This is a genomic window from Rhizobium sp. 05L429 (genome assembly GCF_056397645.1).
The window spans coordinates 155,442-169,991 of sequence record NZ_JBFTNV010000002.1; the positions used below are offsets into that span (position 1 = coordinate 155,442).

Below are 14,550 nucleotides of genomic sequence, written 5' to 3' on the forward strand. Positions count from 1 at the left end.
GTGCCTCATGAAGCTTCTCTGCTCCCCGACCTCCCCTTTCTCCAGCAAGGTGTGCATGGCAGCGCGCCATCTCGACCTTGGGATTACGGAGATCCGGGTTGATACGAATGCGGGACCGGCGATTCTCGTGGACAACAATCCGCTCGGCAAGATCCCGACACTGCTGACGGATGACGGCGTTTCCATCTTCGACAGCATCGCCATCATGCATTATTTCGACCGGCTGACGAAGGGCGCGCTCTATCCTTCCAAGAAGGGCAAGCGCACCGATGCCGAAGTGCTGGAAGCGCTATGCGACGGCGTCTGCGACTGCCTGCTGGCGATCGTCTACGAACGTCGCTTCCGCGATGAAGAAAAGGTGCATCAGCCCTGGATCGACCGTCAATGGAAGAAGGTCGCTACTGCGCTGAACTACCTGGCGGCCAATACGCCGAAGCTTGGCAAGAGGCTGCATGGCGGGCATTTCGCGCTCGCCGCCACGGTCGGCTACCTCGACCTGCGCTTCAAGGGCCAGTGGGAAGAAGACCATGCCGAGCTGATCGGCTGGCTGAGAGAATTCGAAAAGAAGTTCGACGGCTACGAACAGCTGAAGCCGCACAGCTGAGAAATCTGCAGGACCTGAGAGGCCTGCGATCGACCCAGACAAAAAGCCGGGCTTTGTGCCCGGCTTTTTTCGTGTTCGGTATGTCCGTATCAGAACTTGACGCCGATACCGACCTTGACGCTGTTTTCGTCGAAACCGCGCGAAACGCTACCGGAGTTGAGGTTGTAGTCCTTGTCCTGATAGTCGGTGTAGCGGTATTCGAGGCGCGTCGTGATGTTGTTGGTCACGAAGGCTTCCACACCGGCGCCGACCGTATAGCCATAGGCTGTCTTGCTGTCGGAAGATGTGCCGTCGGAAACTTTGGTATCGGCGAGCGCGAGACCTGCGGTACCATAGAGCAGGAACGGGTTCAGGTCATAACCGACGCGGCCGCGGACGGAGCCGTTCCAGCCGGTCTTGTTCTTGATGCCGCCCTGGGTGACGTCTGCATCGCCATAACCGAGATCGGCTTCAGCGCCGTAAACGATCTGACCCTGCTGGAAATTGTAACCGGTGAAGAGCTGACCGCCCCAATCATAGGTGTTGCGGTCGGAACCGAAGCTGCCCGCGTTATAGGTCGCGGCGCCACCGAGGTAGAAGCCCTGCCAGTTGTTGACCGGAGCTGGGGTGTCCTCAGCGACCGGTGCCTGCGGGATCTGATCCACGGCATCGGCTGCCTGGGCTACCGAGAAACCGCCAACGGCGAGAGCGGAAGCCATGAGGCCAGCAAAGAGTATACGCATACTTGTCTCCTTTCAGTCCCGCGCGCTCGTCAACTTAAACTTCGGCGAAGCATTCACGGGGGATTACTAAATGTCCCTTCCGGTTCGAGAGTGAAATTGGAATGCAAATGCGGATTTGAAAGAGCCAAATTGTGATATCATTGTGGCTCTGCAGCGGCGAAAATTCGATGTTGCTTGACTGCAACATACCATTTATTAAGGATAATATTCAGTTAAACTTACAATACCTATTTTAATAAATCGCGATCGCAAATAATACATAGAATATCCGAGCCTCACAGGCAATGCTTTCGGCCTATTTATATAATCGGGACCTGCCCTTATATAGTCAGCACCAGACTCGAAGGACCAAAAGGCAGGATCTTGACCCAGAAAAGACTTCGCGCGGCGCTCGTGACTGGTGCCGCCAAAAGAATAGGCCGGGCAATCGCCGAAGACCTTGTTGCTGATGGATTTTCGGTTGCAATCCACGCCAACGGCGCGCTGGCCGAGGCTGAAGATTTTGTGGCGGAATTGCGGCAAAAGGGCCACCGAGCAGTTGCGATCAAGGCCGATCTTGCCAAATTCGATGAGGTCGGCGGCCTTGTCGGGAAGGCCTGCGAAGCGCTGGGGCCGATCGACCTGCTCGTCAACAACGCGTCGATTTTTCTTGAGGACTCTGTGCGCAAGTTCGATGCGCAGGTGTGGGATCGGCATTTCGCCGTCCATGTGCGGGCGCCTTCGATACTGACTGCCAAATTTGCGGAACAGTTGCCGGAGACGGCCGAAGGACTGGTTGTCAACATCATCGACCAGCGCGTCTGGGCGCTGCGGCCGAGCTTCTATTCCTATACCCTTTCGAAATCGGCACTGTGGACGGCGACGCAGACCATGGCGCAGGCCTTAGCGCCGCGCATCCGCGTCAATGCGATCGGCCCCGGCCCTTCGATGCCGAGCGAACGGCAATTGCAGGAAGACTTCCAAGCGCAGGTCGCAGCCCTTATCTTGAAGCGGGGACCTGAGCTCGATGAATTCGGCCGAACGATTCGTTTTCTGTTCGAGACCCCTTCGATTACGGGTCAGATGATTGCACTCGACGGCGGCCAGCATCTTGCGTGGCAGACGCCTGACGTGCTGGAGATCAAGGAATGAATGCCAAGAAGCTGCCTGATGGTGGTGTTCTTTACGACGAGACCGATGAAAATGACGATGACATCGTCGAGGTGGAAGGCGACGCCTCTGCCGCGCCGATTTCTGCGTCGGTCGACTGGAATGCCGGCAGCATCAACGAAACCGGCCTCATCGGCGCAGAGCTGATCGCCGAATTCGTCAAGCGCCTGCCGAACAGCCCCGGCGTCTACCGCATGTTCAACGAGGCGGGCGACGTGCTCTATGTCGGCAAGGCCCGCAGCCTGAAGAAGCGCGTCGGCAACTATGCTGTCGGCCGCGTGCACTCCAACCGCATCGCCCAGATGGTTCGCCAGACAGCCAATATGGAATTCGTCACGACGCGGACGGAGACCGAGGCGCTGCTGCTGGAAGCCAATCTGATCAAGCGCTTGCGACCGCGCTTTAACGTGCTGCTGCGCGACGACAAGTCGTTTCCCTATATTCTCATAACAGGCGACCACCGCGCGCCCGCCATCTTCAAACATCGCGGCGCCCGCGCCCGCAAGGGCGATTATTTCGGCCCCTTCGCCTCGGCCGGCGCCGTCGGCCGCACCATCAATTCGCTGCAGCGCGCCTTCCTGATCCGCACCTGTACGGACAGCGTCTTCGAAACCCGCACGCGGCCATGCCTGCTCTACCAGATCAAGCGCTGTTCCGGGCCTTGCACTCATGAGGTCAGCGACGCAGGCTATGCAGAGCTGGTGCAGGAGGCCAAGGACTTCCTCTCCGGCAAGAGCCAGAACGTGAAGGCGCATATAGCGGAGGCGATGAACGCTGCCGCCGAAGATCTCGATTTCGAACGGGCCGCCATCTACCGCGACCGGCTCGCCGCGCTTTCGCACGTGCAAAGCCATCAGGGCATCAATCCGGCCGGCGTCGAAGAGGCGGACGTTTTCGCCATTCATCACGAAGGCGGGATTTCCTGCATCCAGGTCTTCTTCTTCCGCACCGGGCAGAACTGGGGCAACCGCGCCTATTTCCCGAAGGCCGACCCGCAGCTTTCCGGCGCCGAGGTGCTGAACGCGTTCCTCGCGCAGTTCTACGACGACAAGCCGGTGCCGCGGCAGATCATGCTGTCGGAAACGGTGGAGGAACTCGAACTGCTGGCCGCCGCACTCGGCGAAAAGGCCGGGCACAAGGTTTCGATCCTCGTTCCGCAGCGGGGTGAAAAGCGCGATCTCGTCGAGCACGTCATCGCCAACGCTCGCGAGGCGCATGGGCGCAAGCTCGCAGAAACCGCCTCGCAATCGCGCCTGCTCGAAGGCTTCAAGGACACATTCGCCCTGCCCTATGTGCCGCAGCGTGTCGAGATCTACGACAACTCGCATATCATGGGCACGAATGCGGTCGGCGGCATGGTCGTTGCAGGGCCGGAAGGCTTCGTGAAGAACCAGTATCGCAAGTTCAACATCAAATCGACCGAGATCACCCCGGGCGACGACTTCGGCATGATGCGCGAGGTGATGACGCGGCGCTTCTCCCGGCTGCTGAAGGAAGAAGGCATTCCGGATCGCAGCGCGCAGGTCTCCGTCGCAGACGCGGCCGACCTGCCCTTCCCTGCCTGGCCGGACGTGATCCTCATCGACGGCGGCCAGGGCCAGATGACGGCGGTGCGGGCAATCCTCAAAGAGCTCGGCATAACCGACAGCGTAATCGCCATCGGCGTCGCCAAGGGTGTGGATCGCGAGGCCGGCCGCGAGCGTTTCTTTGCGCCCGGCAAGGGAAGCTTCACGCTGCCGCCGCGCGATCCGGTTCTCTACTTCATCCAGCGCATGCGCGACGAGGCGCACCGGTTCGCGATCGGCTCGCACCGGGCACGTCGCAAGAAAGAGATGGTCAAGAACCCGCTCGACGAGATCGGCGGCATCGGGCCTTCGCGCAAAAGAGCATTGCTGCAGCACTTCGGAACGGCAAAGGCGGTGTCGCGCGCCGCCCTTTCCGATCTCATGGCGGTGGAAGGGATTTCCGAGACCGTCGCAAAGCAAGTCTATAATCATTTTCACGACGACGCCGCGAAATAAGCGGTGCCGGTCGCAAATTCCACGCAAAGGCAGCGAAAAAACAGAAAGAATGTTGACGGTCGAGGAGCAAAGCCGTCATCTACCGCCGCATTATCAAAGAGAACCGCATCATGGCATCGCGTGCGTATAGTATCCCCAATCTCCTCACCTACGGCCGCATCCTGGCGGTACCGCTGATCGTCGTCTGCTTTTTCATCGAAGGACGGCTAAACAGCAGCGATACGGCGCGCTGGGTGGCGCTGTGGATCTTCGTCATTGCGTCGCTTACCGATTTCCTCGACGGTTATCTCGCGCGCATCTGGAACCAGACGTCGAATATCGGCCGCATGCTGGACCCGATCGCCGACAAGCTGCTGGTTTCCGCCATCCTGCTTTTGGTCGCTGCCGACGGAACGATCGCCGGCTGGTCGCTCTGGGCGGCGATCATCATTCTTTGCCGCGAAATCCTGGTTTCGGGGCTGCGCGAATATCTGGCGGGACTGAAGGTCAGCGTGCCGGTAACGCGCATCGCCAAGTGGAAGACGACGTTGCAACTCGTAGCCATCGCGTTCCTGCTTGCCGGCCCGGCGGGCGACACCATTTTCCCCTACACGACCTGGACGGGGATTGCGCTGCTTTGGATCGCCGCACTTCTGACGATCTATACCGGCTACGATTATTTCCGCGCCGGACTGAAACACGTGGTGGACGACGAAGAATGACACGGCTTGTCTATTTCGCCTGGGTACGCGAGCGCATCGGCAAGGGCGAGGAGGAGATCGAACTCCCCTCCTCCGTCGTCAGCGTTTCCGATCTTCTGAATCATTTGAAGGGCCTGGGCGAAGAATATGAGATGGCCCTTCAATACCCCGATGTGATCCGCGTGGCGATCGACCAGGAACATGTGGAACATGACGAGCCGATCGGCGGCGCCAAAGAGATCGGTATCTTCCCGCCGATGACGGGCGGCTGAGAACAGCCGTACCATCGGGCCGAGGAGCCTGCTGTGACCATTACCCCCACAATCCGCGTCCAGCGCGACGATTTCGACCTTCAGGCGGAAGTCAACCGGCTCTCCAAGGGCAAACCCGGCATCGGCGCGGTCGTGACCTTCTCCGGCCTCTGCCGCGATGAAGGCGGCATCCTCTCGGCGCTGGAACTCGAACATTATCCCGGCATGGCCGAGGCCGAGATGACCCGCATCGGCGAACTCGCCGTAGAGCGCTTCGGGCTCAGCGGCCTCACGGCCATCCACCGCTTCGGCAAGATCGCCGCCGGCGAGAATATCGTGCTGGTCGCCGCCGCTGCACCGCACCGGCAGGCAGCTTTCGACGGTGCGAGCTTCGTCATGGATTTCCTGAAAACATCGGCTCCCTTCTGGAAGAAGGAACACGGCAAGGACGGTCGCACCGGCGACTGGATCGCGGCGAAGGATGCCGACGACACGGCGCGCGACCGCTGGAAATAATCAGAGCACGACGCGCTCCCGCCGGCTCAACACCAGCAGGAAAACCAGCAGCGAGAAGATGGCAAGATCGCGCCAGATGAAGGAGCCGTAGGCGCCCCAGAGCGTCTCGACGAGTGCCAGGCCGGCAGCGCCGCCCGCCGAACGCAGCGGATCGGAATAGCCGCCGACGGCTGATATCATCAGCACCTTGAGGCCAAACATCAACCCGGCACCGAAATCCATCGAGCCATAATAGAAGGTCGCGAGGATGCCGCAGCAGGTGGCGACGAGTGCCGCGGCCCCATAAGACACCAGGAAGACGCGACTGGCGCTGGTGCCGCAGAGCTCGGCGGCGAGCGGATCGTCGATGACGGCGCGCCACAGGCGGCCCCAGGCCGTGCGCTTCAGGATCAGCGCGCCGATCACGATGATCGCGCACATCAAGATCGTATTCAGCAGCTGGATATAGGTGAGCGTCACTCTGAAGGTGCCATTGCTCCAGAAGGTGACGTTGTCATTCAGGAGCGGTGGTAACCAGATGGCGCGGGTGTTGGCGGCAAGGCGCGCCGTCTCCATCAGCACGATCATCATGCCGAGTGCGGCGACGATGACCGTGTTCGGCGATTTGCTGGCGAGCGGTTGCATGACGAAGCGGCCAATCCAGACCCCTGCGCCCACCGAATAGATCAGCGAGGCGCAGATGCCGATCGATATTGCTGCCGGCAGCACCAGCCACAGGCGATTGTAGGCCATGTCCGTGAACAAGAGCAGCATCTGGCCGGCGAAGGCGATGATCGCCCCATAGGTGATGTCGGCCCGCTTCGTGACACCGAAGGCGATCGAATAGCCGAAGGCAAGCGCAGCGTAGAGCGCTGCGAGCGGCACCGCATTCGCCAGTTGCTGCAGAAGATAGGCCATTCCGTCACTCCAGATCGACTTAAAATAATAACTGGCAAAATGTGTTTTACCAGTTATATTTTTCCCATGAGCTTTTCCTGGACCTCTCACCGTTTTTCCGGCGGCGCACTGGCGCTTGATGTCGCCAACAGCGTCATCCTGCGTCACGATACTGCGCGCCGCATCGACCGCTTCGCGGCCGAAGAGCAAATGGAGCGTTTCCCCGAGGCGGCGCAGGAATTCTGCGCCGAACGGGCACTTTTCGGCGACATAGTGCCGGTTGGAGCGCAGAATAGAGCGAACTTCATCGAACTGCGCGAAGCGACTGACCGTTATTTCCGCCAGCGCGTGGTCGGGGGCAATGACGACCGGCTTCTTGCCGAACTGCTGGAAGCGCTGGCGCGCACGCTGCGGGGTGCTGCGGAAAAGGGTCTCGATGCGGCGACGGCCCATTCGGTTCTGCGGCTGATCGCCATGTCCGATCCGGAGCGGATGAAGATTTGCGGCAATTGCGGCTGGCTGTTCATCGACCGCAGCAAGAACAAGAGTCGGGCCTGGTGCGACATGGCCGTCTGTGGCAACCGCGCCAAGGCTAACAGGCACTACCGGCGGAAAAAGGAGGAGGAGACGAAATGAAGCGGCGCTCGATCATCACGGCTCTAGCCACAACAGGGCTTCTGCTCTCCGCCTGCCAGCGCGAGGCCGAAAGCATGCTGGAAGTGACAGGGCATCTGTTCGTCTTCAACTACCGCGTCGCCAGCGCCACCTATCTGCTGACGCTGAAGAAGACGGCGCCCATTCCCGACGGCTCGACCATCGTCGCTGAATTCGAAAACCCCCAGGGCGGCGCGCCGCTGGTGCTGAACCAGAAGGTGTTTCCGATGGAGGACAAAATCTCGGTCCAAAGCGAGAACCTGCATTGCGTACACAAGGACAGGCCCTATGCGGTCACCGTCAAGCTGGTCGACAAGGACGGCAAGCTGCTGCAGGAACTGAAGACGCAGTTCAAATCCGATCTCGACCAGACCGTGCTGCCGAGCAAGCCGCTGGTACTCGGGGCGGGTTATGAGAAAAACCCTGAAGTTTTCAAACCGGACGGGACCACGGATTTTTCGAACACTGACAAATGTCCGGACTGAAAATAAAAAGCCGGGACGAAGCCCGGCTTTCATAAGTTAATTCAATGCATTCCGAGGAAATGCTCTGCGGCTGAATCAGCCGACGATTTCGGTGTCGGAGAACCAGTACTTGATTTCCTGGGCAGCCGTTTCCGGAGCGTCGGAACCATGAACCGAGTTTTCACCGATCGAGAGAGCATGGACCTTGCGGATCGTGCCTTCGTCAGCGTTTGCCGGGTTGGTTGCGCCCATGATTTCGCGGTTCTTCAGGATGGCACCTTCGCCTTCCAGAACCTGAACGATGGTCGGGCCGGAGGTCATGCCTTCGACGAGTTCGCCGAAGAAAGGACGTTCCTTGTGAACGGCGTAGAAGCCTTCGGCTTCGCGCTTGCTCATCCAGACGCGCTTGGAGGCGACGACGCGCAGGCCGGCATCTTCGAGCATCTTGGTGATAGCGCCCGTCAGGTTGCGCTTCGTTGCGTCCGGCTTGATCATCGAGAAGGTGCGTTCAATCGCCATATGTCGGATCCTCATACTCATCGGGGAAAAGTGGGCGGTCTTTAACCGCCTCACCGCCCGAAAACAAGGGGTCTCCGGCAATTTCACGCCGCTGTCACAGTCCGGCCCCGGCTCTCATGAAGATCGAGGCAGCGTTCGAACCAGCCCATGACGGGGTCGTCGGAAGCCAGCATGGCAAGGCCGGCGGCGATGCGCAGCCATTGCAGCGCACCGAAGACGATGTAATCGGCAAAGAGCGGGCTGGCGCCGCCGATGAAGGGCTGGAACCGGAGCATGTGACGCATCGGCTCCAGCTTGGCGGCAAAAACCTCCCTCTCCGTCTCGCGGCCGGCAGCGAATTCCTCCAGCGGCTTGCCCAGGCGGTCTTCGCGACTGAGGCGGAAATAGACCTTGTCGCCCTCATCGAGGATCGAATGAATATCAAGAAGCGCAATCCGCATGATCGCCGGGTGGACGACCATCTGCGAATAGCCCTCGACCATGCGCGACAGGGCCTTGCCGCCCTCGCCGCCGAAAAGCGACGGACGGTCCGGATAGGCCTCCTCCAGATAAAGGGCGATATCGAAGCTGTCGGAAATCAGACGGCCATTGTCATCAAGGACAGGTACGGTCTTGGAGAAGCCGCCGCCGATATCGGCAATGCGGCCGTATGTCGTTGGAACTTCCTCGAAATCGAGGCCCTTGTGGGCCAACGCCATCACCGCCTTCCAGCAATGCGGCGAGAAGAAGTGACGCTCATCGGCGCCGCACAGGGAATAGAGAGCTCTGGTCATGACCGTCCTTTCGCAATCGCAATTGTTTCATTCCACGCCCAAAAGCCGATGCGATCAAATCAGGAATTTTCATGGCGCCCATCGCGTCCGCTGCTGAAATGGATTCGGCCACTCCCGACCGGAACACAGCAAGACCGCGTTAACCGGTTTTGCTGCTTCCCGCCCGAGAAAGTTTGAAAATTCAATGTCTCTTAAAAGCTTACCTGCATAGCGGAAGTATAGGAGCCGATGGCAATGAGGGGATCGTCATGCCGACTGCCGTTGCAAATGCGTTGAATGCACGCGAGACCGCCCGACCGGCGTCGGTGACCGATATCCAGAAAGTCGCTCAGCACATGATGCGGCTCAATGTGGCGGGCCTGCCACGCAATTACGAATTGTTCTACGAAGCGCTGATCGGCCTGAATGCCGGGCTGGCGCAGGATATCGCCGCCCTTGGCCCGCATCCGCAGCAGGAGGCCTTGGACGAACTCGGCCTGCGTTACCGGCTCGTCGGCCACTACGGGCTGGCGGGCGACCGCTCGCGTAACGAGGCGAGCCGAATACTCAAGGAGACGGCGGAACGGCTGGCCGAGGGTCGCCTGCATCACCGGGCCTTCACGCGTGCCTGCGAAACCGTCCTCAGGTCCGTCTCGGGTCAGCAGGATCACCAGAGCCTTGCCGATTTCATGGCAGAGGTCGAATATCTCGCCTCCTCGCTTTCCGCCGTCCTTGCAGCAGAACAGACGATCGGCACCAGGCTGGAAGAGGATATCGAGCGGCTGACGACACTGGAGCGCGGCATTTCGGCGGTACAGGCTGCTGCTGTCACCGACAAGATCACCGGCCTGCCGAACCGCATCGGCCTCAATCGGGCGCTCGATAATCTCTATGGCCAGGAAGAAGGGGCTGCCGGCAGCGCGCTGGTCATGATCGACATCAACGATTTCAAGGGGCTGAATGCCCGCTACGGCACGCAGACCGGCAACAAGCTTCTGAAGAAGCTCGCCAGCCTCTTCCGCAAGACGGTGAAGAAGAACGATTTCATTGCCCGCACGGAAGCCGACGAATTCGCCTGCCTCTTCGCCAATGTCGGCATGCAGGATGCGCTGGCGATCGCCGAGCGTCTGCGCAGTTCGGTCGAAGACAATCTCATCTTCGCGGCGTCCGACACGTCGGAAGCGGGCGGCCTGACGATTTCGGTCGGCGTGGCGCTGAGCGGCGATGCCGCAACATCAGGCCAGCTCCAGGCCAATGCCCGCGTGGCGCTGCTCGCCGCCCGGACCAATCCGCGCCAGCCGGTGCAGGCTTTCGGGCGCTGACGCTCTGAAGCAACAACCACGCGGCATCTGGCGCAGCGGATGGGCCGATCATCAAAGCTCGTCGCTCCCATCTTGCCTTGGCGGCGGCTTTCGGCCAAAACCGCGCCCATGATCACGATTTCAGATATTTCTGCCCGCATCGCCGGCCGCCTGCTTCTCGACCATGCCAGCGTCTCGCTGCCGTCAGGCACGAAAGCCGGGCTCGTGGGGCGCAATGGCGCCGGCAAGTCCACTCTCTTTCGCGTCATAACCGGCGATCTGGGAGCGGAAAGCGGGACAATATCGATCCCGAAGAATGCGCGCATGGGTCAGGTGAAGCAGGAAGCGCCGGGAACAGAGGATTCGCTGATCACGATCGTGCTTTCTGCCGACAAGGAGCGCGCGGCACTGCTTGCCGAGGCGGAGACCGCAACCGATCCGCATCGTATCGCCGAGATCCAGATGCGCCTCGTCGATATCGACGCCCATTCGGCGGAGGCACGCGCCGCCAGCATTCTTTCGGGCCTCGGCTTCGATCAGGAAGCGCAGGCACGGCCCGCCTCGTCCTTCTCCGGTGGCTGGCGCATGCGCGTGGCGCTCGCCTCCGTGCTCTTCACCGAGCCGGACCTGCTGCTGCTCGACGAGCCGACCAACTATCTCGACCTCGAAGGCACGATGTGGCTGGAGGAGTATATCCGCCGCTATCCGCATACTGTCATCATCATCAGCCATGACCGGGATATGCTCAATAACGCGGTCAATTCGATCGTTCACCTCGACCAGAAGAAACTGACCTTCTACCGCGGCAATTACGACCAGTTCGAACGGCAGAAGGCGGAAGCCGACGAGCTGCAGATGAAGGCCAAGGCGAAGAACGACGCCGCACGCAAGCACCTGCAGAGCTTCATCGACCGCTTCAAGGCCAAGGCCTCTAAGGCAAAGCAGGCCCAGTCGCGCGTCAAGGCGCTGGAGCGCATGGGCACGGTTGCGGCCGTCATCGAGGATCACGTCCAGCCGATCACCTTCCCGGAGCCGGAAAAGCAACCGGCCTCACCGATCGTCGCGATCAGCGGCGGCGCCGTCGGCTACGAGCCGGGCAAGCCGATCCTCAAGGGGCTTAACCTGCGTATCGACAATGACGACCGCATCGCTCTTCTTGGTTCGAACGGCAACGGCAAGTCGACTTTCGCGAAATTCATTTCGGGACGGCTGGCGCCGGAGAGCGGCGACTTACGCCTGGCGCCGAGCCTGAAGATCGGCTTCTTTGCCCAACACCAACTCGACGACCTCGTGCCCAACGAAACACCTGTCGAGCATGTGCGCCGGCTGATGCCAACCGAGCCGGAAGCCAAGGTGCGCTCCCGCGTGGCACAGATGGGCCTTGCGACCGAAAAGATGGCGACGGCGGCCAAGGATCTCTCGGGCGGCGAAAAGGCACGCCTGCTGATGGGGCTTGCTGCCTTCCATGCGCCGAACCTCCTGATCCTCGACGAGCCGACCAACCATCTCGACATCGACAGTCGCCGCGCGCTGATCGAAGCGCTGAACGATTATGACGGCGCGGTCATCCTGATCTCGCACGACCGGCACCTGATCGAGGCAACCGTCGACCGCCTCTGGCTGGTCAACAACGGCACGGTGACGAGTTTCGAAGGCGATATGGAAGAATATCGCGACCTGATCGTCGCTTCGGGCAAAAAAAAAGACGACGAAAAGCAGAAACAGTCTGAAGACCAGGCATCGAGGGCCGATCAGCGCAAGCTGAATGCCGACAAGCGCGCCTCGCTTGCCCCTCTCAAGAAAAAGATCAACGAAATCGAATCCTTGACGGGCAAGCTGGAGAAACTGATTCAGGGACTTGATGTGGAGCTTGCAGACCCAGTGCTGTACGAAAAAGCGCCCGCCAAAGCCGCCGAAAAAGCCAAGCAGCGCGGCGAAGCTGCCGCGAAGCTCGCCGCCGCCGAAGAGCAATGGCTGGAACTTTCCGCCGAATATGAGGAAGCGATGGCCAACTGAGGCGTCATCTCCCGACCACCATTTTTGAAGCCGGGTCGGCCGAAGGCAACCTGAACTTCTTCCGCTTCCCTTATCTCGCCGAGAACCACAAGCTCCGGGCTGCCGTTGCCATGCGCGACATGGTGGTCATGGATGTGGAAATCGACAGCAAGAATTATTTCAATACGACGCCGGTTGCTGTCATCAAACTGACGATGGACCTTCTGCACAAGCGCGGCCGCGGCATCATCCTGATGCATGACATTCACAAACGCACCGCCACGATATTGCCAACACTGCTTTCGAAACTCGAGGCGGAGGGTTACAAGGTAGTGACGCTGAAATTCAGGAAGAGCTCCGCGCCGGTGGAAATGGCTTCGCTCTGATTGCGATGACTTGCCCACGGACCGCTTTCTGATAAAACGGCGCGCAATAAGTCATACTTTTAGCGAAACACCGAACGCGAGCTTCACCATGTCAGCCATCAACCTCGCCATCGTCGGCGTCGGCAAGATCGTCCGCGACCAGCATCTCCCCTCCATTGCCGCCAATGCCGACTTCAAGCTGGTGGCGACGGCAAGCCGCAACGGCACGGTAGACGGCGTTGCCGCCTACACGTCGATCGAAGACATGCTGGCAGCGGAACCTTCGATCGATGCCGTTTCGCTCTGCATGCCGCCGCAGTATCGCTACGAAGCTGCCTACAAGGCGCTGGCCGCCGGGAAGCACGTTTTCCTCGAAAAGCCGCCGGGCGCAACACTGAGCGAAGTCGCAGATCTGGAAGACCTCGCGACCAAGCAGGGTGCGACGCTGTTTGCAAGCTGGCATTCGCGTTATGCAGCCGCCGTCGAAGCCGCAAAGTCGTTCCTTGCCTCGACCGAGATAAAGAGCATGCACGTCATCTGGAAGGAAGACGTGCGTCACTGGCATCCGAACCAGGAATGGATCTGGCAGGCCGGAGGCCTCGGCGTTTTCGATCCAGGTATCAATGCGCTCTCGATCGTCACGCATATTCTGCCCAAGGCAATGTTCCTCAGCGCCGGCACGCTGGAATTCCCTGAAAACCGCGACTCGCCGATTGCTGCCGATCTGCATTTCCGCAATGTCGACTACGTTCCCGTTCATGCCGAATTCGACTGGCGCCAGACGGGCAAGCAGAGCTGGGACATCATCGCCGAAACGGCGGCCGGACAGATGGTTCTTTCCGAAGGCGGCTCGAAGCTCTCGGTCAATGGCGTGCTAACATTCTCAGCACCTGAAGCCGAATATCCTTCGCTCTACCGCCGTTTTGCCGAACTCATCAAGGCCGGCAAGTCGGATGTCGATCTGGCGCCGCTGCGCCATGTCGCCGATGCCTTCATGCTCGGCAAGCGCAAATTCGTCGAGGCGTTCCGCGACTGATCGGATTTCGCAGGCAGATGCCATTGCGCCTGCAGAATGCTAGGATAGGAAAACGAAACGTGAGGGACGTTTTCCATGCAGCAGGAGCAGGATGAATCGTTTGGGTTGGGCGTCCCGCATCTGGCGGTGAGGCTTGCCGACCCCAATGCCAAGTGGCGGGAGGCCTATCTGCTGGAGGAGGCCAGGATTCGCGACGCGCTTGGCCCTCTGGCAATCGACATCCAGCACTTCGGCAGCACCGCCATTCCAGGCATCAAGGCGAAACCGATCATCGATATCCTGATCGGCGTTCGGCGCCTTGATGACGGGCTTGCCTGCATCAAGCCTATGGAAGCGATCGGCTACGACTATGCCGGTGCCGACATCGTGCCCGACGACCATCTCTTCGGCCGCGGCATCACAGGCGAGACGCGCACGCATCTCGCCCATGTCGTCGAATATCGGGGCTTCAACTGGAGGCGGAACGTCTTCTTCCGCGACAGGCTGCAAAAGGATCCGGCTCTCGCGCTTGCCTATGAGGAGTTGAAGATCGGCCTGGCGCAGAAATATGCCGAGAGCCGCGCCGCCTATACCGGAGCGAAGAAGGATTTCATCGACAGGGTTCTGGCGGAAGCGGGCCTCGCCTGAGGGCCTAAAGCGTGTCGC

At 60.2% G+C, this 14,550-nt stretch carries 16 protein-coding genes and 1 pseudogene; 13 read left to right on the top strand and 4 right to left on the bottom strand.

Going from position 1 to position 14,550, the window contains the following annotated elements; genetic code table 11:
• Positions 1–7 precede the first annotated feature (7 nt).
• Positions 8–604: a glutathione S-transferase gene (locus AC1DNW_RS02450; protein WP_113308415.1), complete on the top strand. Its 597-nt coding sequence runs from the start codon at positions 8–10 to the stop codon at positions 602–604.
• 89 nt (positions 605–693) lie between these two features.
• Here AC1DNW_RS02450 and AC1DNW_RS02455 read toward each other — a convergent pair whose 3' ends face one another.
• Positions 694–1,326, bottom strand: coding sequence for an outer membrane protein (locus tag AC1DNW_RS02455; protein ID WP_113308414.1), 633 nt, complete (start codon positions 1,324–1,326; stop codon positions 694–696).
• 363 nt (positions 1,327–1,689) lie between these two features.
• On the opposite strand from AC1DNW_RS02455, the gene AC1DNW_RS02460 reads away from it, so the two are divergent.
• The 5 genes from AC1DNW_RS02460 (at position 1,690) to AC1DNW_RS02480 (ending at position 5,943) form a co-directional block, all read left to right on the top strand.
• Positions 1,690–2,457 (top strand): SDR family oxidoreductase, encoded by a 768-nt coding sequence (locus tag AC1DNW_RS02460; RefSeq protein WP_113308413.1) that lies wholly within the window; start codon positions 1,690–1,692, stop codon positions 2,455–2,457.
• Positions 2,454–4,496 carry an excinuclease ABC subunit UvrC gene (gene uvrC, locus AC1DNW_RS02465; protein WP_477851817.1) on the top strand — a complete coding sequence of 681 codons (2,043 nt, stop codon included), beginning with the start codon at positions 2,454–2,456 and terminating at the stop codon, positions 4,494–4,496. Before AC1DNW_RS02460 ends, uvrC begins: the two co-directional genes overlap by 4 nt.
• A 110-nt stretch (positions 4,497–4,606) precedes the next feature.
• Positions 4,607–5,197 carry a CDP-diacylglycerol--glycerol-3-phosphate 3-phosphatidyltransferase gene (gene pgsA, locus AC1DNW_RS02470; protein ID WP_113295261.1) on the top strand — a complete coding sequence of 197 codons (591 nt, stop codon included), beginning with the start codon at positions 4,607–4,609 and terminating at the stop codon, positions 5,195–5,197.
• Positions 5,194–5,448 carry a molybdopterin converting factor subunit 1 gene (gene moaD / locus AC1DNW_RS02475; RefSeq protein ID WP_113295260.1) on the top strand — a complete coding sequence of 85 codons (255 nt, stop codon included), beginning with the start codon at positions 5,194–5,196 and terminating at the stop codon, positions 5,446–5,448. Before pgsA ends, moaD begins: the two co-directional genes overlap by 4 nt.
• Before the next feature lie 33 nt (positions 5,449–5,481).
• Complete coding sequence (locus tag AC1DNW_RS02480) at positions 5,482–5,943, top strand: molybdenum cofactor biosynthesis protein MoaE (RefSeq protein ID WP_113312281.1); 462 nt, start codon at positions 5,482–5,484, stop codon at positions 5,941–5,943.
• On the opposite strand, the gene AC1DNW_RS02485 is transcribed toward AC1DNW_RS02480, so the two are convergent.
• Positions 5,944–6,840 carry a branched-chain amino acid ABC transporter permease gene (locus AC1DNW_RS02485; RefSeq protein ID WP_115035379.1) on the bottom strand — a complete coding sequence of 299 codons (897 nt, stop codon included), beginning with the start codon at positions 6,838–6,840 and terminating at the stop codon, positions 5,944–5,946.
• 66 nt (positions 6,841–6,906) lie between these two features.
• Between AC1DNW_RS02485 and AC1DNW_RS02490 the strand changes: the two genes are divergently transcribed.
• On the top strand, positions 6,907–7,455 hold the full coding sequence (locus AC1DNW_RS02490; RefSeq protein ID WP_113312282.1) for a CGNR zinc finger domain-containing protein: 549 nt from the start codon (positions 6,907–6,909) through the stop codon (positions 7,453–7,455).
• On the top strand, positions 7,452–7,958 hold the full coding sequence (locus AC1DNW_RS02495; protein ID WP_113312283.1) for a hypothetical protein: 507 nt from the start codon (positions 7,452–7,454) through the stop codon (positions 7,956–7,958). The genes AC1DNW_RS02490 and AC1DNW_RS02495 overlap by 4 nt, the downstream gene beginning before the upstream one ends.
• Before the next feature lie 75 nt (positions 7,959–8,033).
• On the opposite strand, the gene ndk is transcribed toward AC1DNW_RS02495, so the two are convergent.
• Together ndk and AC1DNW_RS02505 are read right to left on the bottom strand one after the other, a co-directional pair.
• Positions 8,034–8,456: a nucleoside-diphosphate kinase gene (gene ndk, locus AC1DNW_RS02500; protein WP_016553456.1), complete on the bottom strand. Its 423-nt coding sequence runs from the start codon at positions 8,454–8,456 to the stop codon at positions 8,034–8,036.
• Positions 8,457–8,539: 83 nt separating this feature from the next.
• Positions 8,540–9,229 (bottom strand): glutathione S-transferase family protein, encoded by a 690-nt coding sequence (locus tag AC1DNW_RS02505; protein ID WP_113295255.1) that lies wholly within the window; start codon positions 9,227–9,229, stop codon positions 8,540–8,542.
• A 248-nt stretch (positions 9,230–9,477) separates the two neighbouring features.
• Between AC1DNW_RS02505 and AC1DNW_RS02510 the strand changes: the two genes are divergently transcribed.
• The 5 genes and pseudogenes from AC1DNW_RS02510 (at position 9,478) to AC1DNW_RS02530 (ending at position 14,532) form a co-directional block, all read left to right on the top strand.
• Positions 9,478–10,530 (top strand): GGDEF domain-containing protein, encoded by a 1,053-nt coding sequence (locus tag AC1DNW_RS02510; RefSeq protein ID WP_477851820.1) that lies wholly within the window; start codon positions 9,478–9,480, stop codon positions 10,528–10,530.
• A 108-nt stretch (positions 10,531–10,638) separates the two neighbouring features.
• Positions 10,639–12,525, top strand: a complete 1,887-nt coding sequence (locus tag AC1DNW_RS02515; RefSeq protein ID WP_113509190.1) for an ABC-F family ATP-binding cassette domain-containing protein — start codon at positions 10,639–10,641, stop codon at positions 12,523–12,525.
• A gap of 47 nt (positions 12,526–12,572) precedes the next feature.
• Positions 12,573–12,890, top strand: a pseudogene (locus tag AC1DNW_RS02520) (polysaccharide deacetylase family protein); the annotation flags it as partial.
• Positions 12,891–12,978: 88 nt separating this feature from the next.
• Complete coding sequence (locus tag AC1DNW_RS02525; RefSeq protein ID WP_477851821.1) at positions 12,979–13,905, top strand: Gfo/Idh/MocA family protein; 927 nt, start codon at positions 12,979–12,981, stop codon at positions 13,903–13,905.
• 75 nt (positions 13,906–13,980) lie between these two features.
• Positions 13,981–14,532: a GrpB family protein gene (locus tag AC1DNW_RS02530; RefSeq protein ID WP_113311630.1), complete on the top strand. Its 552-nt coding sequence runs from the start codon at positions 13,981–13,983 to the stop codon at positions 14,530–14,532.
• The last annotated feature ends 18 nt before the right edge of the window (positions 14,533–14,550 follow it).